The sequence below is a fragment of the Tardiphaga sp. genome, from assembly GCF_044340795.1.
GTDB lineage: Bacteria > Pseudomonadota > Alphaproteobacteria > Rhizobiales > Xanthobacteraceae > Tardiphaga.
The window spans coordinates 1-19,069 of the sequence record NZ_JBIISY010000114.1 but is presented as its reverse complement, the minus strand read 5'-3'; the positions used below and the strand labels follow the sequence as shown (position 1 = coordinate 19,069).

The window sequence follows — 19,069 nt, the reverse complement described above, 5'->3', positions numbered from 1 at the left end:
ACATTGTCGGCGCACGGCATGGTTACTTCACGGGCCCGGAAGACGAGATCGCCGCCTGCGACGCCATCGCCGCGCTGCGCCCGGATATCCTGTGGGTCTCGATGGGCGTGCCGCATGAGCAGAAATTCGTGCTGCGGCACCGCCAGCGGCTGGCGTCCGTCGGCGTGATCAAGACCTCCGGCGGGCTGTTCGACTTCCTCGCCGGCCGCAATCCACGCGCGCCGATGTGGATGCAGAAGGTCGGGCTGGAATGGCTGTGGCGCGTGATGATCGAGCCGCGCCGGCTCGGCTGGCGCTACATCAAGACCAATCCGCTGGCGATCTATCTGTTGCTGCGCAATCCGCGCTGAGCAGCGTCAGGCCGACTGCCGCTGCTGCGCCTGGGCGCCGAGTTCGCTGAACACGATGCCCGCCAGCCGGCGCTCCGCACCATTCAGCACGGCGTTCATCTGCTGCAGGTATTCGCTCGACGGACGGTGATCGGGCACGGTGACGAACAGGCCATCCACGGCGCCAAGCACATGGCGATCTGCCGGTGTCGGCGGCAAGGACGGTCCATCCAGCACGATCAGATCATATTGCCCGCCGCGGCGTGCCGTCTCCAGTGCCGTCCACACGGCCTGATCACCGCTGGCAACATCGAGCTTCTGAATCGCCACTCCGCTCATGAAGGCAACGGGCGACGCACTCGCCTGCCCGCGCGAGTTCAGGCGTTTCGTGATCGCCTGCGTGGTGCGATCCGCATCGATCACCAGCACGCGTTTTCCGGATCGGGCTGCAGCCAGCGCGACATTGAGTGTCACCGTGGTGCGCTCGCTATCGCAGCCGATCGCGATGGCCGCCATGGTCACCGGTCCGTGCTGTGGCTCGGATGCTGCCAGTTGCATCATGCGCAGGGCCAGCCCGGAGAAACGCGCGGCGGCCGCACCCGGACGAAGCATGGGCCAGCCGAGGCGATCGAGGTCTGCAGCGGCAGATAGCGGGAAGATGCCGTTGAGTGTCCGCAGGACATCGGCTTCCTGCAGGCGGACATAAACGGGTTCGCGGATCGCGGCGACGGCGACAGGCGCCGGCACGGCGACCGGGGCAGCCTGCGGCACGGGCGCAGAAACGACGGGCGCAACCGATGCCTCGCGATCATTGGCGGGTTCGCGCGTCCGCCGCGATCCTGGCAGCGGCGCGCCGGCGGGCGCGAACTGATCGAACAGGATGATGCAGCCCGCGGCCGTGATGGCGCCCAGCGTAAAGCCGACCATGGCGAGCAGGCTCATGCCCGGCGGAAAAATGCGCCGCTGCGGGGTGGTCGCAGCGCTGATGATACGCGCATTCGAGGTGTTCAGGCTTTCCTGCTCCTCGGTTTCGCGCGAGCGCTTGAGGAAGGACTGATAGATCGCGCTGTTGGCCTCGACGTCGCGTTCGAGCTCGCGCAGCTTCACCGATGCCGTGCCGAGATCGGCGCTCTGCCGCTTCTGGCCGTCGAGCGCCTTGGTGAGCGAGGCTTCGAGATCCTGCGCGCGGGTGATGTCGTTCTTCGCCGCCTGCGCGAAGCGGGCCAGTTCTTCATTGATGGTGCGACGCAGATCCTCGACCTGCTTGTCAGCCATGCGGATCGCCGGATGCAGCGGGCCGAGTTCACCGAGCAGCTCCGCCTGCTTGCGCCGCGCTTCGGCGAATTGCGTGCGCAGATTGGCGATGGTCGGCGACTGCAGCGCTTCGGGAATCGCGCCTGGGTCGCTGGCATTCTTGCGGCTCGCCTCGATCTGGCTGTAGCGCGCTTTCGCATCGAGCGTCGCAGCCTGGGCATTGGCGAGGCGCTGGGTGCTGGACAGGAGTTGCTGGTCGCTGACCTGAGTATCCTGCGAGCCGACGAAATTGTTCTGCGCCTTGTAGACGGCGAGATTGTTCTCCGCGGTGCGAAGGCGCCCCTGCAGCTCCTTGAGGCGGCCGGACAGATCCACGGTGGCGCGGCGTGCGGCAGCGGCCTGGGACTCGCGGGACTCGACAAGATAGGCATCGGCCACGGCATTGGCCAGCATCGCCGACTTGGCCGCATCCCGCGACGTCGCTTCGATGTCGACGATGAAGGTGCGGTCGGTACGCTTCACGGTGATATGCCGGCGCAGCAGATCGAGCGCCGCAGCCATCTCGTCGGCTTCACGGCTCTTCGGATCCGATCCGAAGCTGAACAGGCGCGTCATGAAGCCGAGTGACGACTTGCCACCGAATTCCGGATCATCCTTCAGCTTGAGATCGATGACCACCTTTTCGAGCACGCTGCTCGACGTCATCAGCCGCACCTGGCTTTCCACCACCATCGCAAGGCCGGACTGATCCTGCGATCGCGGCGTCAGTTCGCGCTCGACCAGCTGCAATTCGCGGGGATCGACATAGAGCTGCGCAGTGGCCGCGAATTTCGGCGTCATGCTCTTGCCGATGATCACCGCGAGCACCGCGCAGGCCAAAGCTGCACCGGCGATCCAGAGCGCACGCCGCATCAGGAGACGGATCAGATGGCCGAGGTCGAACGCACGCGCGGCGGAAGCCGGCGGATCGCTTCGTTGCCCTGCAGACCCGCGGGTCACCGGCTCGTCATACGTAAACATCGGCCACGCCCAGATCCTCAACGCAACGCGCACGCGGGGAGCTACTCCCCGGCAGGTCAAGGATTCACCAGTGGGTCACCAATGATTAACCATGACGCGGTTTCGAATTTGCCCGGGAATGGCAAATATTCAGTTAAATACCTGCGAGCCTGGTTGCTTCCGCGATATTCGCGATCTGCATGCCACGGCGCTGCGCGCCGGCCAGCGCATGGCGAAGCAGCGCCGGCGAGCAGCAGAATGTGCCGCCACCAGTGCCGACCTCATGTGCGTAGAAAATGAGCCAGCCATTGCCATCGCGCGCTTCATCCAGCGCGTGATCGACGGCGGCGACATTCGTATGCGCCTCCTCCAGCGGCATGCTGTGAAGGAAATGCGGATCGATCATGCCGCGATTGATGCCGGGCAGCACGCTGCGACAGGTCGTGAAGCGACGAGCGAGCTCCCGCTTGCGCCGGAAATCAGCGACGCCCCACGGATAGGCGAAGTTCCGTAGCACGATGCCGGAATCCAGCGCACGAAAGAACTCCGCATTGCGATCTTCTTCAGCGCGGAATTCGGAGCCGCCGAGTTCATACAGGTGCTTGTGCGAGAAGGTGTGGCAGGCGAGTTCGTGACCTGCCCGATGAAGCGTCAGCAATTCCTGAACCGAGGCGTGCAGCCATGGCCCCTCGTTCTCTCCCGCAAGACGGCCCGCGACATAGAATGTCCCGTGCGCGTCATGGTCACGAAGGATCTCGGCGCCCAGCGTCGCCGCGCTCCGCGGGACGTCATCGAATGTGAAACTGACGATCGGGCGCGTATTCGTCATCGCCACGCGTCGGATCGGCACATGCATCGCGAGCCGGTTCTGAATCCGCGCCGTCGTTCTCGGCACGAACCCAACCGGCCAGACGCTGGACGACGGCATCGTCGTGCGACCGCACTGATGCGCCGATGATTCGTCGGTTCGGGAGGACGGAGACGACATGATGGTACGATAAGGCCCGATGCGGCAGGAAGATACCCGCCCAGCAATGTCTAGTAACAGTGGGTTAACGGCTTTTTAACCAAGCCTTTTGCTGCACGCGACAAAACGCCCCGCTCGGCCCCAGCGATAACACCGATTTAGAGCAGCCCCGGTAAACTTGCACGCGGCGCTCGCCGTGACGCGAAAGCGAGCCAGTGAACAACTCATCGGAGAGATGCCGGAGCATGACCGAGTTGCGCGAGATCATCTTCACGTCGGCACAGCCTGGCATCGAGATCGTGGTCTGCGTGCCTGCCTTCCGGCGCCCGGAGCATCTGCGCCGCACGCTGGCGTCGCTGCAGCAGCAACAGACATCGCACCGGTTCGGCATCGTCATTGTTGAGAACGATGCGGGCCGCACCAGCATTGCCGAGGCCACGCGCTTTCTTGAACGCTCTGATATCCCGGGCATCTGCATCACCGAGCCGCAGCAGGGCAACTGCCATGCGATCAATGCGGCCTTCGAAACCGCGATGACGCAGTTTCCCGATGCGGCCATGCTCCTGATGATCGACGATGATGAGATCGCGGCACCCACCTGGCTGCAGGCGATGGTCGATGCCGCCCAGCGAAGTGATGCCGACATTGTCGGCGGTCCGGTGTTCCCGCAATTCGACGACGCCAGCAAAGACGACCTCAGCCGCCATCCCGCCTTCCGTCCTGCCTATGTAGCGAGCGGACCGGTGGCCATCATCTATGGCAGCGGCAACTGCCTCATCCGCCGCCGCGTCTTCGCGACACTGGCGCAGCCAAGCTTCGATTTGCGTTTCAACTTCCTTGGCGGCGGCGACACCGATTTCTTCACGCGCAGCCAGCGTGCGGGGCTCACATTCTACTGGGCCGCCGACGCCGTGATTACGGAAACCGTCCCCGAGACGCGTACGCAGCCGGGCTGGCTTGCCGCGCGCGGGTTGCGCATCGGTGCGATCAACTTCCAGATCCGCGCCAAGGTGACCCGCACGCCCCTGCAGCGCACGGTGCTGCTGATGCGGGTGATGGCGACGCTGCCGCTGTCGCTATGGCGCGCCGCCCGCATTGCGTTGCGCGAGCGCAAGCTGCTGATCGCCATGCACCCAGTCGCGGTGGCCGTCGGCGGCGCGCTCGCTGCTGTCGGCATCGAGCCGCAGCCCTATAAAGCCAAGTTGGCCTGACGCGATGGCCATCAGCGGCTCCGATCATCTGCTGCGACCGCACGGCACAAGCCTGCCGGTGCAGGCCAGTGTAACCGAAGCCCTGCGCTGCGCCCTGGTGATCGGTGCGCTGCTGCTGATCTGGCTGACCTTCGAGCCTTTCGCCAATCTGCGCAATCAGGAGCTGACAGAGATCGTCAGCGGCACGCTCGCGCTGACCTATCTCACCTTCGGCGCACTGGCGCTGCTCGCGGTTTCGCTCTGCGCGAGCGACAGCATGCCCGCCCTGCGCTCACTCGGCACACGTGTGAACGTCGCCTTCATCTGCTGGATGGGCCTGAACATCCTGGCCTCGCATCTGCCAGGGCTGTCGCTGCAGCGCTTCATGCTCACGGCAAGCGTCACCGCGCTCGCCTTCATGATGCCGCTGCTGCCAGCGAGCCGTGCGCAGCTCAATCTGTGCCTCGCAATCGCGGCCGGACTGCTGCTGGCGATCTGCTATCTCGGCATCCTGCTCATCCCGGATTATGCGATCCATTCGTCGCGCGACGCGGTGGAAGCCAATCTCAACGGCGACTGGCGCGGCGCCTTCTCGCACAAGAACATCGCCGCCCCCGTGATGGCGATCCTGCTCTATCTCGGCCTCTATCTCATCCGCACCGAACTCACGATCACGGGCTGGCTCATCGCCACCGCCGCTGCGCTGTTCCTGCTGAATTCCGGCGGCAAGAGCTCCTCGGGATTCTGCATCGGCATTCTGCTGCTGGTGCAGGTCGTGGTGCGGCTGCGGAGCTTCTGGGCGAAATGCGTGCTCTGCTTCATTCCGGTGTTGCTGATGAACGTGCTCACCGTTGGCTCCGCGGCAAGCCCCGCGATCGCGGGCCTGATCGCGACGCTGCCGATCGACACGTCGTTTACGGGCCGCACCGGCATCTGGGAATTCGCCCTCACCGGCTTCGCCGCGCGGCCGATCCTTGGCTATGGCTATGGCGCGTTCTGGCAAAATCCGGCCAACCAGACCTCGATCGGCTCCGCCTTCGAATGGGCTCAGGACGCGTCGCACAGCCATAACGGCTATCTCGAACTGGCGCTGACCATCGGCCTGCCCGGCCTGCTGCTGGCGCTCGCGGTGCTGCTTTATGTGCCACTGCGCAATTTCCATCGCATCCAGCACAGCGCGCAGGACCAGCCGCTGGCGCATTTCTTTCTCACCGTATGGCTGTTCGGCGTCTATCTCTCGACGATGGAGACGTTCCTGCTCGACAAGCAGAACCCGATCTGGTTCCTGTTCGTCATCGCCGTCGCCGGCCTGCATTACCTGTCGCGCTTTCGCTTGCGGCAGCGCAGCTAGAGCTCCGCGTAAACAGCCTGCGCCGTATCGCGCCACCAGCCATCGAAATCAAATTTCTGCGCATCGCCGGTGGATTTTGCGGCAGCGATGATTGCATCCGCATAGGCATCGTCACCCGCATCGCGCGGCACCAGCACGATGGCGCCGCGCGCGATCAATTCGCGGAAGCGCGGATGATGATCGAACTCATGCGCATCCTCCGGGGCCGTGACCACGATCGGGCGACCGGACTGTGCAACAGCGATGATGCTGGCGCGGCGCGCGGTGAGCCCTTCGCTCAGGCTGTAACAGAAGGCATCGACCTGTTCGAAAAGGCCGAACAATTCGGCATCGGAGGCGACGAAGCCGCTGACGATGACGTCGCGCTGCATCTGCAAGCCCAGCGCTGCCGCGCGTTCATGAAACAGCTCCTCGACGCGATCGGTGCCGCGAATGAAGGAGCCGATGTAGACCAGCAGCGGATCGACGCCGCGGCGCTTGAGAGCGGCCGCGACGGCCAGCACCGCTTCCGGTTGCTTGCCGGGATAGATCGAACCGAAATGCCCGACGATCAGCCGCCCCTCGCGCTTCGCGGCGATCAGACGCTGGCGCAGCGGCGAATCCGCGACGCTGGACGGCGCCGCGATGTTAGGTGGCAGCGGCGCAAGGACGCAGCGGGATGCGAGCCAGCCGATCACAGGATCGGCCGCGATCTGTTGCTTCACCTGCGGCGAGAACACAATGATGCGGCTGGCGACCAGCAGCGCGGGGATATAGGTCAGACGCCGGGCGAGATGCAGCGAGTCCCATTCGTGCTGCAAGACGACGACACGCCGTCCACGCAGCCGCGCCAGCGCCATGGCGACCAGCGGCCGCAGGATGACGCGTTTCCAGCTGACGATGGGAAAATTGCAGGTAACGCTGCGCGCATTGCGCAGGGCGCGCCAGAATTCACCGAGCGTGCCGCCGCTGCGGGTAAAACTGACATCGACGCGCAGGCCGGGCTCCAGCCGCTCGAGCTGGTCCGACAGACCTTGCGTGAAATGCCCGACTCCGCATTGCATCTCCGCGCCGGCGCCGAGGCAGATCACCTGCCGCGCCATGACCGCATCACTCGCCCGCGTATCGAGGTCCGCGGCGTCGGCTGTCGCCGTCAGGTCGGTGCGATTGGTAAAGAGCGCCTTAACCATGAGAACCATTGACAGGTGATGCAGCGGAAATTCGAGCGGAAAGAAATACAGTTGAAACTGCGCGTGAGGCACAACGGATCGGTCACTGCGACGACGAGAGCAGAGACATCAGCGGTACGTCAATGCGCTCGCTTTTGTTTGGCAGACGACAGTTAAGAAATCCATGTCCAGCAACACACCAGGCAGCGTCTCCCTGATCACGCCGACCTATCGCGGCGATTACGAACGTTCGGTCCTGCTGTTCGAGAGCGTCGATCGCTTCGTGACATCGTTCGAGCGCCACTATGTCATCGTCCATGACGAGGACTATGCGCTGTTCGAGCGTTTCCACGGCGGGCGCCGGGTGGTGATGCGCGCTTCTGAACTCCTTCCGAACTGGCTGCACGAGATCCCGCTGCTGCGCTGGCGGCGTCGGCGCTATTTCTGGTCGTTCCGCGCCAAACCGGTGCGCGGCTGGCACACCCAACAGCTGGTCAAGATCAAGGCCGCTGCGGTGCTGCCGGAAGACCGCTACTGCCTGATCGATTCCGACAATGCGTTCTTCCGGCCGTTTGACGTGTCCACGCTCGCGCCGCCGCAACCGGTGATCCTGCGCGTCGACCATGGCCGTGTCGATGACGACCATGCCAACCACAAGACCTGGACCGCGACGGCCTGCCGCGTGCTCGGACTGCCCGCACCGCATTTTCCCGCTGATGATTTCATCGACCAGATCGTGATCTGGGACCGCCGCATCGTGCAGGCAATGATCGCGCGGATCGAGACCGTGACGAAGCGCGACTGGGCGGAAGCGCTGTGCCAGGCGCGCCATTTCTCGGAATACATGACCTATGGCTGCTTCGTCATGGGCGACGAGACGCTGCGCACCGCCGCGGAGATCACGACCGAGAGCTTTGCCTGCACCCATTGGGACGCCGATCCGCTGAGCCGCAACGCCATCATCCGGATGCTGGAGAACGCGCCACCGAAGCAGGTGTCGCTGTGCATCCAGTCGTTCAACACGACGCCGATCGGCGATATCCGTGCGGCGCTTGAGGCGCATCACGCCTCGGGGTCGCGCGCCGCTGCCTAGCGGTGCGAGGGGAACGGACGCACGGCATTGTCGCTGGTCAAGCAAACCTCGGTCTACTTCATCGCCAACGCCGCCTCGGCGGCGTTCGGCCTGCTGAATGTCGTGGTCTTCACCCGCATGATGACGCCGGCCGAATATGGCGTCTACATCATCGGCATGGCGCTGGCGGCGGTGCTTGGCGCCATCCTGTTCACCTGGCTGCGGCAGGTGATCGCCCGCAACGAGGCGCGCGCCGACGGCACCGACATGCGTGCCACCGTCATCACCGGCTTCGTCTTTGTCAGCCTGCCGCTACCAGTCATCGCGCTGATCGTCGCGCATGTCATGGCCTACGACCTGAAGGCTGTGCCCGCAGGCATCGTGTTCGCGATCTGCGTCGGCTTCTACGAGCTCAGCGTCGAGCTGCTCCGCGCGCGCCAGCAGACGCAGCAGGTGCTCTATGCCACCCTCGGCCGCGCGGTGCTGGTGACCCTGCTCGGCTGCGGTGTGCTCTATGTCGGTGGCGACGGTCATGCGCTGCTGCTGTCCGGCGCGCTCGCCTACACCATTGCCGCGCTGCTGGTGGGTCGCGATGTCTGGGGCCGCAGCAGGATTGATTTTTCGCAGGCGCGGCTGCTGCATTTCATCGCCTGGGGGATGCCGCTGACCTTCTCGATCGGACTGCTGGCCCTCGCCACCGTCACCGATCGCTTCATCGTCGCCTATCTCGCCGGCTCCGGCGCCGCCGGCCAGTATGGCGCGTCGGTGGATCTGGCGCGTCAGGCGCTGATCATTCCCGCCATCAGCGCTGCCTCCGCTTTCGTCCCCATCGCGGTCAAGCTGCTGGCCAATGAGGGCAAGGAAGCAACCCAGGCGCATCTGCGCAACTGCCTCGAGCTGCTGCTGGCCATCACCCTGCCCTGCTGCATCGGCTTTGCAATGCTGGCGCCGCGCATCGCCAATCTCGTGCTGGGCGAGGAGTTTCGCGCGGTGGGCGCCAGCATCATCCCGATCGTGTCGCTGGCGGTGATCTTCCAGGTCTTCGTGCAGCAATATCTGCACATCAGCTTCTTCCTCTCCAGCCAGAACCGATTCTACCTGATCAATTCGGTGATCACCTTCGTGCTGGGCACGATCCTGTCCTACTTCCTGATCGATGCCTTTGGCGTGGTCGGCGCCGCCTGGGGACGCGTGGCCGCGGAGATCGTCAGCCTGCTCAGCGCATTGTGGCTGGTGCGCCAGGCATTCATCCTGCCATTCCCGCTGATGAAATGCGCGAAAGTCGCCTGTGCGGTTGCCGCCATGGCCATCGGCATTGCATTGGTCGATCCGCTGTTCCGGAATGGCGACAAGGTTGCCGTTGCGGTGCTCGTCCCGCTGGGCGCGTTGATCTATCTGTGCATCTGCTGGGCACTCGATGTCGCCGAAATCCGCGCCAAGCTGAGCCGTGCAATCACGAAAATGAAGCTGCGACCGACGCCCTGATCGAGGGGTATCGACCCGCGCGCAGCCGGTAACCACCTTTCGCTCATCGACACCATCTTCCGGTAACCTTATGCGCGAAATCGCCGGGCGGAAGCGGGATCGCCCCTTCATTTGCAAGGTTGCAAGAGTATCTTCCGGCCGTCCACGGATGGAACCGGATGGACTGCGCCAGATCCGATTTGATCGACGCCATCAGTAATTTCAGGGGATCGGAGAACAGGACCATGACCGACCAGATCCTGGTGGATTGGGACGACAACAACGCATTGCTCTGGGGGCACCAGCCGCTCCTGATCAATCATAATCTGCATCGGTCGCCGCTGTTTTCGCGGCAGGCGCTCGCCGAACTGATCGAGGCCTATCCCCGCGAACACTACAACCTGATTCAGACCGGTCCGCGCGAAACCCGCCGCGTCTGGCGCGAAGGTGATTTCGGCGGCCTTAGCGGCCTGCAGATCATCGACGCCATCGACAACGGCACGCTGTGGCTGAACCTGCGCAATGTCACCAAGGTCGATCGCCGCTATCGCGAAGTGGTGCAGCAGCTGTTCAGCGAGATCAACGGCCATGTCCCCGGCTTCGGTGCGCCTGAACATACGGCCGGCATCCTGATCTCCTCGCCGAAGGCGCAGGTCTATTATCACGCCGACCTGCCCGGCCAGGGCCTGATCCAGATCATGGGCAGCAAGCGCGTCTATCTTTATCCCACCACCCCGCCATTCCTCACGCCTGAGCATCTCGAAGACATCGCGCTGTTCGGCGTCGAGGTCGATATGCCCTTCGAGAGCTGGTACGATCGCCATGCGCAGGTCTACGACTTCAAGCCCGGCCAGATGCTGCACTGGCCGCTGAACGCGCCGCATCGCGTCGAGAATCTCGACACGGTCAATATCTCGATGACCATCTCCTATACCGACGAACAGATCCGCCGGTTGCAGATGCTGAACTTCACCAATGGCCTGCTGCGTCACAAATTCGGCTATCGTGCCAAGAGCCGCGCGATCTCCGGTCCATCCTATTTCGCCAAGCGTGTGATCCAGCGCGCGTTGCGCAACGGCGCCTGGCTGAGCAAGGAACGCACGCGCCGCCAGTCGGTGGATTTCAAGCTCGACGACACCAAGATCGGCAGCATTGTCGATCTGCCAAAGACGGCCGACGCTGCATGAGTGATGCGGCCGGAATCGTTGCCGGCGCCGGATCACAAGTGATCCGGCGTGCGACATCGCATTACACGGTTGAGTTGGCGAGTGACTGGAACGAGGCGGCATTGCGTCTGCGCGAGGATCTCGCGACAGCGCAGATGACGCCGTTCCAGCACGCGCACTGGCTTGGCGCGTGGTATGATGTCCACCGCAACGCCTCCGGCTGCACACCACTGATTGCCATCGTCAGGGACGGACAGCAGCACCGCGTATTGGCCATCCTTCCGCTTGTGATGCGCTCTCAGCACCACGCGCGGATCGCCGAGTTCGCCGGGGGGGCCGACTACAATGCACCGATGCTCGCGTCGTTGACCGACGATCAGGCGATCGACCCGGACGCTTTCTGGGGCGCGGTGCGACACGCATTGGCGGCCCGTAGTTGCGACGTGGTCCGCTTCACCAAGATGCCAGCCTTCATCGGACATCTCGCCAACCCGCTGGTTGCACACCCTGCCGCGCAGTCATGCGAAATTACCGGGCATCATCTCCAGATTCCGGAATCCTACGAAGACCATCGCCTTGCTCGCGAGCGGACGTTCCGCAAGGAACTCGAACGCAGCTGGCGGGTGTTCACGAAACACGAGGGCGCACGTTTCGAGCGGATCACCGATCTCGCCCGCGCGCTGCACGTCTTCGCGACGCTCGAGGTGCAACAGAGCGCACGCATGCGCGAGATGGGACAAGAGTACTCGCTCGACGACAAGAGCACATCCGACTTTCACCGCGACCTGATCACGCGCGGTCTTGAAGATGGCTATGTGGTGCTCACGGCATTGACCTGCGGCGAGACCATCGTCGCTACATTGCTCGGAATCTGCATCGAAGCATCCTATCTGATGGTGCGCATCAGCAATGCAGGCGGGATCTGGAGCAAATGCTCGCCTGGACGCCTGATCATCGACCACACAATGGCAGCGCTGCATCACGACGGTACGCGCAACTTCGACTTCAGCGTCGGCAGTTACGACTACAAGCGCCGCTTCGGCGTGTCGCCTGTCCCGCTGTTCGACCTCATTGCCCCCGTCAACCGGCGCGGACGCCTGATGCTGGCCGTGTGGTCAATGATGAAGTCGGTGCAAGTACGGGCTGCGGCTCTCAGGCCGCAGCAATAACCGTCACGCTGCCGTTCTCGACGAGAATTTCCCCGGCACCGGGCTGGCTGAGAAAGCCGGATGGGCTCGCGCTCTTGCCATAAGCCCCCGACTGCAACACCGCGATCAGGTCATCTGCCACGAGAGCCGGCAAGTCGGTCTTGCGCGCGAGCGTGTCCAGCGGCGTGCACAGTGGTCCGACAACAGTCGCAGCAGACTTGTCACTGACATCCATCCGGGCCGGCGCGACGATGGGATAATCGCGCTTGATGACTTGTCCGAGATTGCCCGACGCGGCGAGATGATGATGCATGCCGCCATCGGTGACCAGAAAGCGGGTGCCGCGCGACAGCTTGGACGCGTTCACCGCCATCACATAGATGCCGCCCGGCCCGGCGAGAAATCGGCCGGGCTCGACGACCGGACGTGCTTCGGCAAGCAAGGGATGGCTGCGGAGCAGCTGCAGCAAATCGGGAACGGCCTGCGCGATCTTCGCCAGATCGAGCGTCCCGTCGCCCTGGAAATATGGAATCCCGAGACCGCCACCGAGATCGATGGTCTTGAGCGGTGTGTCGGCCATGACAGCCACGCGGCCAGCGACGTCGATCGCGTGCCGCCATTGCGACAGCAGAACATCGGCATCAAGGATCTGCGTGCCAGCGAACAGATGAACGCCGCGCAGATCCAACGACCGTTGCGCCTTTACGGCAGCAACGACATTCTCCAGATCTTCCTCGTCGAAGCCGAATGGCGCCGGCTTGCCGCCCATCCGCATGGCGCCGCCTTGTGCTGCAGCCACTGGATTGACCCGGATCGAGACGCGCACCGGCGTGCCGAGCCGATCACCGATCGCCGCGACGCGCGCAATTTCCTCATAGCTCTCGACGTGAATTTCACCGATCCCCTCGGCGATCACCGCTTCAAGCTCGGAGACGCGCTTGGCCGGGCCTGCGAACAGCACCCGCTCCGGCCCGACACCGGCAGCGCGGGCCGCGCGGTATTCGCCGATGGATGCAATCTCGACATCGGCGCCTTCCGACGCGAACAAGGCGATGACGGCTGGGGCCGGATTGGCTTTCACCGAGTAATGGATGTGGGCGAAGCCACCGAGCGCCTGGGCCAGGGCCCGATAGCTCGCGCGCATGACGCCGCCATCATAGATGAACAGCGGCGTGCCATGGCGCGCGGCTAGCTCGCGGATCGGCAAGCCACCGGCATGCAGATCTGCGCCCGCCACCTTGAACTGACGCGCGACCAGCGTCTCGGCGAGCGTTGCCGCCATCGGTTCAGCCGGCATGTTTGCCCCGCTGCTGCGCCAGCAAGGGATAGTCGATCTTGCCATTCGGCGTGGTCGGCAATGCATCGACGAATTCGATGGCACGCGGAACCATGAAGGCCGGCAGCTGCTGCGAAACGGCTTGCAGGATCATGACCGGGTCCGAAGCGCTGTCGCGCGCGACCGCGACCGCATGCACTTTCTGCCCGGCCAGAGGATCCGGCAGACCGATCACAGCCACCTGTTTGAGGCTGCCGGTGGCCATCAGGACCTCCTCGACCTCCGACGGACTGATCCGATAGCCCGACGACTTGATCATCGCATCGGCGCGGCCGACAAAGCTGAAATAGCCCTCTTCGTCCTCGACCACGAGATCGCCGGAATAACAGACCGTGTCGCCGCCCAGGACGGCAGGCACGAACGGATTCGGGCGCAGCACTTTCGCGGTATCTTCCGGCCTGTTCCAGTAACCGAGCGACACCGTCGGCCCGCGATGGACGAGAATGCCGGGCTCCCCGGGTTTCGCACGCTGGCCATCGCTCGTGACCGCAAAGATTTCGCATTCGGGAATCGCACGGCCGATGGAAGTCGGTCGGATATCGACCTGGTCGGGCGGCAGGAAGGTGGAGCGAAAGGCTTCGGTCAAGCCGTACATCAGGAAGATGCTGGTATCGGGAATGAGTTCGCGCAGGCGCTTCGTTGTCTCCGACGGAACGGCGCCGCCGGAATTGGTGATGTAGCGCAGCGTTGGCAGCTGGGTGCGCGTCAGCGATGGCGCCGCCTTGGTCAGGATGGCCCAGATCGTCGGCACACCGGCGAGGCCGGTGATCGCATGCTGCTGGATCGCGCGGACGATTTCGTCACCGAGACGGAAGCTGAACAACACGATCACGGCGCGCTGCTGCACTACCGTGAGGAACTGATTGAGGCCGTAATCGAAGCTGAACGGCAGGATCGACAGGATGCGTTCCCGCTCGGTGATCCCCAGATACTCAATGACGATGCGCGAGCCCGCGAGAAGATTGCGATGGCTGAGCATCACGCCCTTGGGACGACCAGTGGAGCCGGACGTATAGAGGATCGCCGCGAGGTCTTCGCCGAGCGCGGGTTCGCGCTTGCTCGCTGTGACCGCTACCGTACGTGGTGCGATGTCCTCGACACACAGGATCGCCTTGACGGCCACATCTTGCAAGGCTTCGCGCGTAGCGTCGAGGCTGGCGCGGTTGGTGATGACGATACTGGCTGTGCAATCCGACACGATATGACGGACCTGCGCCGGCTTGAGGAGCGCATTGACCGGCACGAACACGCCGGACGCGATGCTGACGCCGAAGATCGACCAGCATTCCTCGATGCTCTTCGGCAGCGCGATGGCGACGCGCTCGCCCGGCAGCAGGCCATGGGCGAGCAAGGCATCGGCACAGCCCTGCGCATGACGCAGCAATTCGCCATAGCTCTGCGTCCGCGCACCATCGATGACTGCGGTGCGCGCCTCGTCGGCGATGCCGTCGAGCAGGTGATGAAGGAGATAAGGAGGGCGGGTCACGACTGTTTGCGCTGAACCAGCGCTACCAGGCTTGCGGGATTCTGCAGGTTCTCGGCATCGAAATCCTCGTCATCCAGGGCGAGGCGGAAACGCTCTTCGAGGAAAGTTACGACTTCGAGAAAGCCGAGCGAGTCGATCGCCGCGCTGCCCAGCAGCGGCGTATCGAGGGTGACGGTGCCGAGCAGCGGGAAACGCTCCTGCAGATAGTGGATGATCGCCTCGCCTGTGGCGCTCGCATCCGTGATGGCTTCCGTGGTCAATGGTCTCTCCAGTATCTGAGGCACGTTACGACGTGCCGAGAAATACGAATTCAGAATAAGCGAGATCGACCTCGGCGCTGCCGCGCGATCCCTTGAGATAGGTCGGCTCGCTCCACTTGGCTGCGAAACTACCGGCAGCGGAGTCATTGCGAGTCACATCGACACGAAGGAAGAGTGCTTTTTGTCGCAGCAGGAAGCGGGAGATGGCACCGAGATTGTCGGTCACGAGCTGCTTGGACTGCGCACGGATCAGCCTTGCGCCCGGCAGCCCGCGCCGCTGCATGGGCGCGAAGATGATCGGCGTGAGGACCTTGCCCTGTCGCAAGGCGCCCGTGATGCAGCCGAGCGCGTGATGCTGCTGCAGAAGTTGCGCGTCCTGCGCTGAAAGACGTGGCGAAGCCTGCGCCAGCGACAGAACTTCGGCGGTGCCGCCGAAGCGCAGCGCCGTGACCGGCAGCAGATAGATCAGAAAGCCTTCATCCAACAACTCGAAACCCAGCCGGCGATTGATCACCTGCGCGGCGGGATTCGGTGTCAGATCGAAAAACACGGTGTTTGCGGCAGCGACGACCTTCTTCATCATCCGCGCCGCGAGCCAGCGATGCGGCTCGTCCATGTACCAGGCGGCGAGATGCACCACATCGATGGTGCCATCGGCATCGTGCCGCTGGCTCGGAATGGTGAGCACCACACCTGCAGTCTCGCCGTCGACAGCCATGAGATAGCCGATCGGCGGATGCCGAACCGGATCATGCATGGTTAAGATTCGCTGAAGACCCTGCGACCAGAAGCTCCGGCCGCGCTCTGGAAATCCACGCAGCAGCATCGACGTGGCGACGTCGACATTGCTGTCGTCGATCGGACACAGGTCGAGAGAAGCCATGGATTCCACCGGTTGTTCGGACGGGCCAGCATTGGCCGCGGCATATAGATACAGCCGGGCAGGATCAGATTTGACTAATGAGCGCGTGCAAAAGCGTGAAAATGGAATTTAACGTAAAGGAACCCAGACCTCGATCGACGAAATCGCTTTGCTATCAGTCCTGCCCGGCCATCGACGCGCAAGTATGCGTGGTCTTGCGGATGGCAAGCGTGTCCTGGCCCGCGGCGAACAACGCAAAACCGCAGCGATCGAACAGGGTGGCAAGCGCAGTGATATCGCGCTCGTCCATGCTTTCGGTCTCATAGATCACCAGCTTGGTGGCAAGCTGCGCGAAATCGAACTGCGACAAAATGGCATGATCGAAGCCTTCGGCATCGACGACCACGATGTCCGGATCGCGCTCATCGAGCTCACCGAGCAAGTCCGACACCGTGCAGCAGGTGACCTCCTGCGAGCGGATATAGGATTCGATATCGGGGATCTGGTCGCCGAATTTGCGGATCTGCTCGGCCGACAGCGTGCCGACGCCGCGCGCCCATCCCGGCAGCTTGCCGGAGGAGCAATCCAGCGAGAACATGGTCATCCGGCCGGGCGCGTTGGCGATGGCCTTCTGGACATAACGCAGGCCGCGCAGGCCCCGATAGGTGTTCTGCAGCTCGCGAAAATAATTCGGCTGTGGCTCGACGAAACTGCCGCGCAGCCCGTGGCGGAAGATCGCCAGATTGAGCGGATCCGACATGTAGCCGTCATTGGCGCCGATCTGCAGGAAGCTGCGCGCGCCATCCTCACGGATAAGCTGATCGACCACCGCCTCGACCCGGCGCATGCGATAGCCGCCGAACCGGGCGACGACATTGCGAAGCCGGGACTTCTGACGCGCGGAAAGCGATTGGGCGGCGATCGATCGGAGCATGGTCGTTCCAGGCTGGACGCTGACGAACAGATGCCAGTGATGTCCCGCCCCGCCAATGTCTGCAACAAAGGTCGATCGGTATCCTTATCAATTCCTAGCCGCCAAAGAAAAAGGGAGCATGGCGATCCATGCTCCCTCGGACGCTTGCAGCGACTGAAGGTATTATTTGCCCCACAATTCGTTGGCGACATCCACCGCCAGCTTCAGCTTCGCCCACTGCTCGTCTTCGCTGAGGATATTGCCTTCTTCCGTCGAGGCGAAGCCGCATTGCGGCGACACGGCCAACTGCTCCAGCGGAGCGAACTTCGCGGCTTCGCCCATGCGGGCCAGGATGTCTTCCTTCTTCTCCAGCTCGCCGAATTTCGACGTGATGACGCCGACCACGACGACCTTGTTGCCTTTCGGCAGGAAGCGCAGCGGCTCGAAGCCGCCGGCACGGTCGGAATCGTATTCCAGGAAGTAGCCGTCGTAATTGGTGCCGGCGAGCAGCGTTTCGGCGACCGGTTCGTAGCCGCCCGAGGAAATCCAGGTGGAGCGGAAATTGCCGCGGCACACATGCGTGGTGATCACCATGTCGGCGGGTCGCTCCGCGATCGCGTAATTGATGATGCGCGAATAGATCTGCTGCAGGTTGTCGGCATCCTCGCCGCGGGCACGGACCTTGTTGAGCTCATCCTCCGAGCAGAGATAGGCCCAGACGGTGTCATCGAACTGCAGATAGCGGCAGCCGGCGTCATAGAACGCCTTCACGGCCTTGCGATATGTCTTCGCGAGATCCTCGAAGAAGACTTCGATATCCGGATAGACGTCCTTGGAGATCGCCTTGCGGCCACCGCGGAAATGCAGCACCGCGGGTGACGGGATGGTCATCTTTGCCGCGACGCCAGCGATGTCCGCATGCTTCTTGAGGAAGCGGAAGTGGTCGAGCATCGGATGATCGTCGGGGAAATCCAGCTTGCCGATCACACGCACCGAGTCATGACGCGTCTCGACGCCGGTGAACTGGATGCCGGTGTCGGGGTGATAGAGCTCGCAGCCGGTCAGCTTGGCAAGGAAATCGAAGTGCCACCATGAGCGGCGGAATTCACCGTCGGTGGCGAGCTTGAGGCCGACGGACGCCTGGCGATGCACCACCTTCTCGATTTCGAGATCCTCGACCTTGCGCAGATCGGCGGCGGTGATCTCGCCCTTTTCAAGCTTGGCGCGCGCTTCCTTGATCGAGGCCGGACGCAACAGGCTGCCGACTTCGTCGGCGCGGAACGGGGCTTTTGTTCTCTGCATGTGATACTCCCAGATGATCAGTTGGCAGATGGATGTTTGTTCTTGTCCGCCGCGGCGCCAGCGACACCGAGGAAATGATCGAGCACCGCTGGATCGGCCTTCAGCGCCTCACTGCTGGCATCATGCACGATCGTGCCACGTTCCAGTATCACGACGCGGTCGGCGAGGCTCAAAATCTTTCGCGCATTCTGTTCCACGATGATGGAACAGATGCCTGATGTCCGCGAAATTTTGCCGATGGCGGCCAGCAGTTCCTCGACGATGATGGGTGCCAGACCTTCGGTCGGCTCATCGAGCAGCAGCACTTTCGGATTGAGCACCAGCGCGCGACCGACCGCCAGCATCTGCTGCTCGCCGCCGGAGAGCTGGTTGCCAAAATTGTTCTTGCGCTCTTGGAGGCGCGGAAACATCTCGTAGACCTTCTTGACGGTCCAGCTGCCCGGCTGCGCCACGGCCGTCATGTTCTCTTCCACCGTGAGCGAGCGAAAAATGTTGCGCTCCTGCGGCACCCAGCCGATACCGCCGCGGGCGCGCTGGTCGGCACGGAGCGTGGTAAAATCCTTGCCGCCGACCTTGACCGCGCCGCTGAAACGGCGCGTCACACCGACGATGGAATTGATCAATGTCGTCTTGCCGGTACCGTTCCGCCCAAGCAGCGCCAGCACCTGCCCTTCACCGAGCGACAGTGTCATCTTCGGAATGACCACAGCCTCGCCATAGCCAGCGCGCAGATCGGTGACGGCGAGGAGCTCAGACATCGGCGCCCTCGCCCAGATAGACCCCCTTCACCTGCAGATCGCGTGCCACATCATCCGGCGCGCC

General features: G+C 63.3%; 17 protein-coding genes. 7 read left to right on the top strand and 10 right to left on the bottom strand.

The genetic code is table 11. The annotated features are described in order from the left end of the window. Positions 1-350, top strand: a 350-nt coding sequence (locus ACIQ17_RS18610) for a WecB/TagA/CpsF family glycosyltransferase (RefSeq protein ID WP_398470548.1), incomplete at its 5' end; no start/stop codon positions are given. A 6-nt stretch (positions 351-356) separates the two neighbouring features. Here ACIQ17_RS18610 and ACIQ17_RS18605 read toward each other — a convergent pair. Next, a complete protein-coding gene (locus tag ACIQ17_RS18605; RefSeq protein ID WP_398470547.1) occupies positions 357-2,603 on the bottom strand; it encodes an exopolysaccharide transport family protein in 2,247 nt (748 codons plus the stop codon). Positions 2,604-2,736: 133 nt separating this feature from the next. Next, positions 2,737-3,477, bottom strand: coding sequence for a polysaccharide deacetylase family protein (locus ACIQ17_RS18600; protein WP_398470546.1), 741 nt, complete (start codon positions 3,475-3,477; stop codon positions 2,737-2,739). Positions 3,478-3,794: 317 nt separating this feature from the next. Between ACIQ17_RS18600 and ACIQ17_RS18595 the strand changes: the two genes are divergently transcribed. Both ACIQ17_RS18595 and ACIQ17_RS18590 read left to right on the top strand, forming a co-directional pair. Next, a complete protein-coding gene (locus ACIQ17_RS18595; protein ID WP_398470545.1) occupies positions 3,795-4,760 on the top strand; it encodes a glycosyltransferase family 2 protein in 966 nt (321 codons plus the stop codon). Between the two features lie 4 nt (positions 4,761-4,764). Beyond that, positions 4,765-6,090, top strand: coding sequence for an O-antigen ligase family protein (locus tag ACIQ17_RS18590; protein WP_398470544.1), 1,326 nt, complete (start codon positions 4,765-4,767; stop codon positions 6,088-6,090). Here ACIQ17_RS18590 and ACIQ17_RS18585 read toward each other — a convergent pair. Continuing rightward, on the bottom strand, positions 6,087-7,268 hold the full coding sequence (locus tag ACIQ17_RS18585; RefSeq protein WP_398470543.1) for a hypothetical protein: 1,182 nt from the start codon (positions 7,266-7,268) through the stop codon (positions 6,087-6,089). The genes ACIQ17_RS18590 and ACIQ17_RS18585 overlap by 4 nt on opposite strands. Before the next feature lie 154 nt (positions 7,269-7,422). Between ACIQ17_RS18585 and ACIQ17_RS18580 the strand changes: the two genes are divergently transcribed. The 4 genes from ACIQ17_RS18580 to ACIQ17_RS18565 all read left to right on the top strand — a co-directional run bounded on the left by ACIQ17_RS18580 (position 7,423) and on the right by ACIQ17_RS18565 (position 12,109). Next, positions 7,423-8,331, top strand: a complete 909-nt coding sequence (locus tag ACIQ17_RS18580; RefSeq protein ID WP_398470542.1) for a DUF6492 family protein — start codon at positions 7,423-7,425, stop codon at positions 8,329-8,331. A gap of 27 nt (positions 8,332-8,358) precedes the next feature. Further along, positions 8,359-9,795 carry a polysaccharide biosynthesis C-terminal domain-containing protein gene (locus ACIQ17_RS18575; RefSeq protein WP_398470541.1) on the top strand — a complete coding sequence of 479 codons (1,437 nt, stop codon included), beginning with the start codon at positions 8,359-8,361 and terminating at the stop codon, positions 9,793-9,795. Between the two features lie 224 nt (positions 9,796-10,019). Then, complete coding sequence (locus ACIQ17_RS18570; protein WP_398470540.1) at positions 10,020-10,961, top strand: hypothetical protein; 942 nt, start codon at positions 10,020-10,022, stop codon at positions 10,959-10,961. Then, the gene (locus ACIQ17_RS18565) at positions 10,958-12,109 is read left to right on the top strand and encodes a GNAT family N-acetyltransferase (protein ID WP_398470539.1); all 1,152 of its coding nucleotides are present in this window, start codon (positions 10,958-10,960) and stop codon (positions 12,107-12,109) included. Before ACIQ17_RS18570 ends, ACIQ17_RS18565 begins: the two co-directional genes overlap by 4 nt. On the opposite strand, the gene ACIQ17_RS18560 is transcribed toward ACIQ17_RS18565, so the two are convergent. From ACIQ17_RS18560 to ACIQ17_RS18530, 7 genes are all read right to left on the bottom strand, one after another. Beyond that, positions 12,093-13,385, bottom strand: coding sequence for a type III PLP-dependent enzyme (locus ACIQ17_RS18560; protein ID WP_398470538.1), 1,293 nt, complete (start codon positions 13,383-13,385; stop codon positions 12,093-12,095). The two genes, ACIQ17_RS18565 and ACIQ17_RS18560, sit on opposite strands and share 17 nt — an antisense overlap. After that, positions 13,375-14,910 carry an AMP-binding protein gene (locus ACIQ17_RS18555; protein ID WP_398470537.1) on the bottom strand — a complete coding sequence of 512 codons (1,536 nt, stop codon included), beginning with the start codon at positions 14,908-14,910 and terminating at the stop codon, positions 13,375-13,377. Before ACIQ17_RS18555 ends, ACIQ17_RS18560 begins: the two co-directional genes overlap by 11 nt. Continuing rightward, positions 14,907-15,170 (bottom strand): acyl carrier protein, encoded by a 264-nt coding sequence (locus ACIQ17_RS18550; protein WP_398470536.1) that lies wholly within the window; start codon positions 15,168-15,170, stop codon positions 14,907-14,909. Before ACIQ17_RS18550 ends, ACIQ17_RS18555 begins: the two co-directional genes overlap by 4 nt. Before the next feature lie 25 nt (positions 15,171-15,195). Continuing rightward, the gene (locus ACIQ17_RS18545) at positions 15,196-16,053 is read right to left on the bottom strand and encodes a hypothetical protein (RefSeq protein WP_398470535.1); all 858 of its coding nucleotides are present in this window, start codon (positions 16,051-16,053) and stop codon (positions 15,196-15,198) included. Between the two features lie 154 nt (positions 16,054-16,207). After that, a complete protein-coding gene (locus ACIQ17_RS18540; protein ID WP_398470534.1) occupies positions 16,208-16,966 on the bottom strand; it encodes an FkbM family methyltransferase in 759 nt (252 codons plus the stop codon). Positions 16,967-17,128: 162 nt separating this feature from the next. Further along, on the bottom strand, positions 17,129-18,247 hold the full coding sequence (locus ACIQ17_RS18535; RefSeq protein WP_398470533.1) for a cobalamin-independent methionine synthase II family protein: 1,119 nt from the start codon (positions 18,245-18,247) through the stop codon (positions 17,129-17,131). Positions 18,248-18,264: 17 nt separating this feature from the next. Beyond that, on the bottom strand, positions 18,265-19,005 hold the full coding sequence (locus ACIQ17_RS18530) for an ABC transporter ATP-binding protein (RefSeq protein ID WP_398470532.1): 741 nt from the start codon (positions 19,003-19,005) through the stop codon (positions 18,265-18,267). Positions 19,006-19,069 lie beyond the last annotated feature (64 nt).

Bases quoted from the DNA above. Each gene is read 5' to 3' on its own strand.
- ACIQ17_RS18605 (WP_398470547.1), bottom strand. From the start codon at position 2,603: ATGTTTACGTATGACGAGCCGGTGACCCGCGGGTCTGCAGGGCAACGA.
- ACIQ17_RS18595 (WP_398470545.1), top strand. From the start codon at position 3,795: ATGACCGAGTTGCGCGAGATCATCTTCACGTCGGCACAGCCTGGCATC.
- ACIQ17_RS18590 (WP_398470544.1), top strand. From the start codon at position 4,765: ATGGCCATCAGCGGCTCCGATCATCTGCTGCGACCGCACGGCACAAGC.
- ACIQ17_RS18585 (WP_398470543.1), bottom strand. From the start codon at position 7,268: ATGGTTCTCATGGTTAAGGCGCTCTTTACCAATCGCACCGACCTGACG.
- ACIQ17_RS18580 (WP_398470542.1), top strand. From the start codon at position 7,423: ATGTCCAGCAACACACCAGGCAGCGTCTCCCTGATCACGCCGACCTAT.
- ACIQ17_RS18570 (WP_398470540.1), top strand. From the start codon at position 10,020: ATGACCGACCAGATCCTGGTGGATTGGGACGACAACAACGCATTGCTC.
- ACIQ17_RS18565 (WP_398470539.1), top strand. From the start codon at position 10,958: ATGAGTGATGCGGCCGGAATCGTTGCCGGCGCCGGATCACAAGTGATC.
- ACIQ17_RS18560 (WP_398470538.1), bottom strand. From the start codon at position 13,385: ATGCCGGCTGAACCGATGGCGGCAACGCTCGCCGAGACGCTGGTCGCG.
- ACIQ17_RS18545 (WP_398470535.1), bottom strand. From the start codon at position 16,053: ATGGCTTCTCTCGACCTGTGTCCGATCGACGACAGCAATGTCGACGTC.
- ACIQ17_RS18540 (WP_398470534.1), bottom strand. From the start codon at position 16,966: ATGCTCCGATCGATCGCCGCCCAATCGCTTTCCGCGCGTCAGAAGTCC.
- ACIQ17_RS18535 (WP_398470533.1), bottom strand. From the start codon at position 18,247: ATGCAGAGAACAAAAGCCCCGTTCCGCGCCGACGAAGTCGGCAGCCTG.
- ACIQ17_RS18530 (WP_398470532.1), bottom strand. From the start codon at position 19,005: ATGTCTGAGCTCCTCGCCGTCACCGATCTGCGCGCTGGCTATGGCGAG.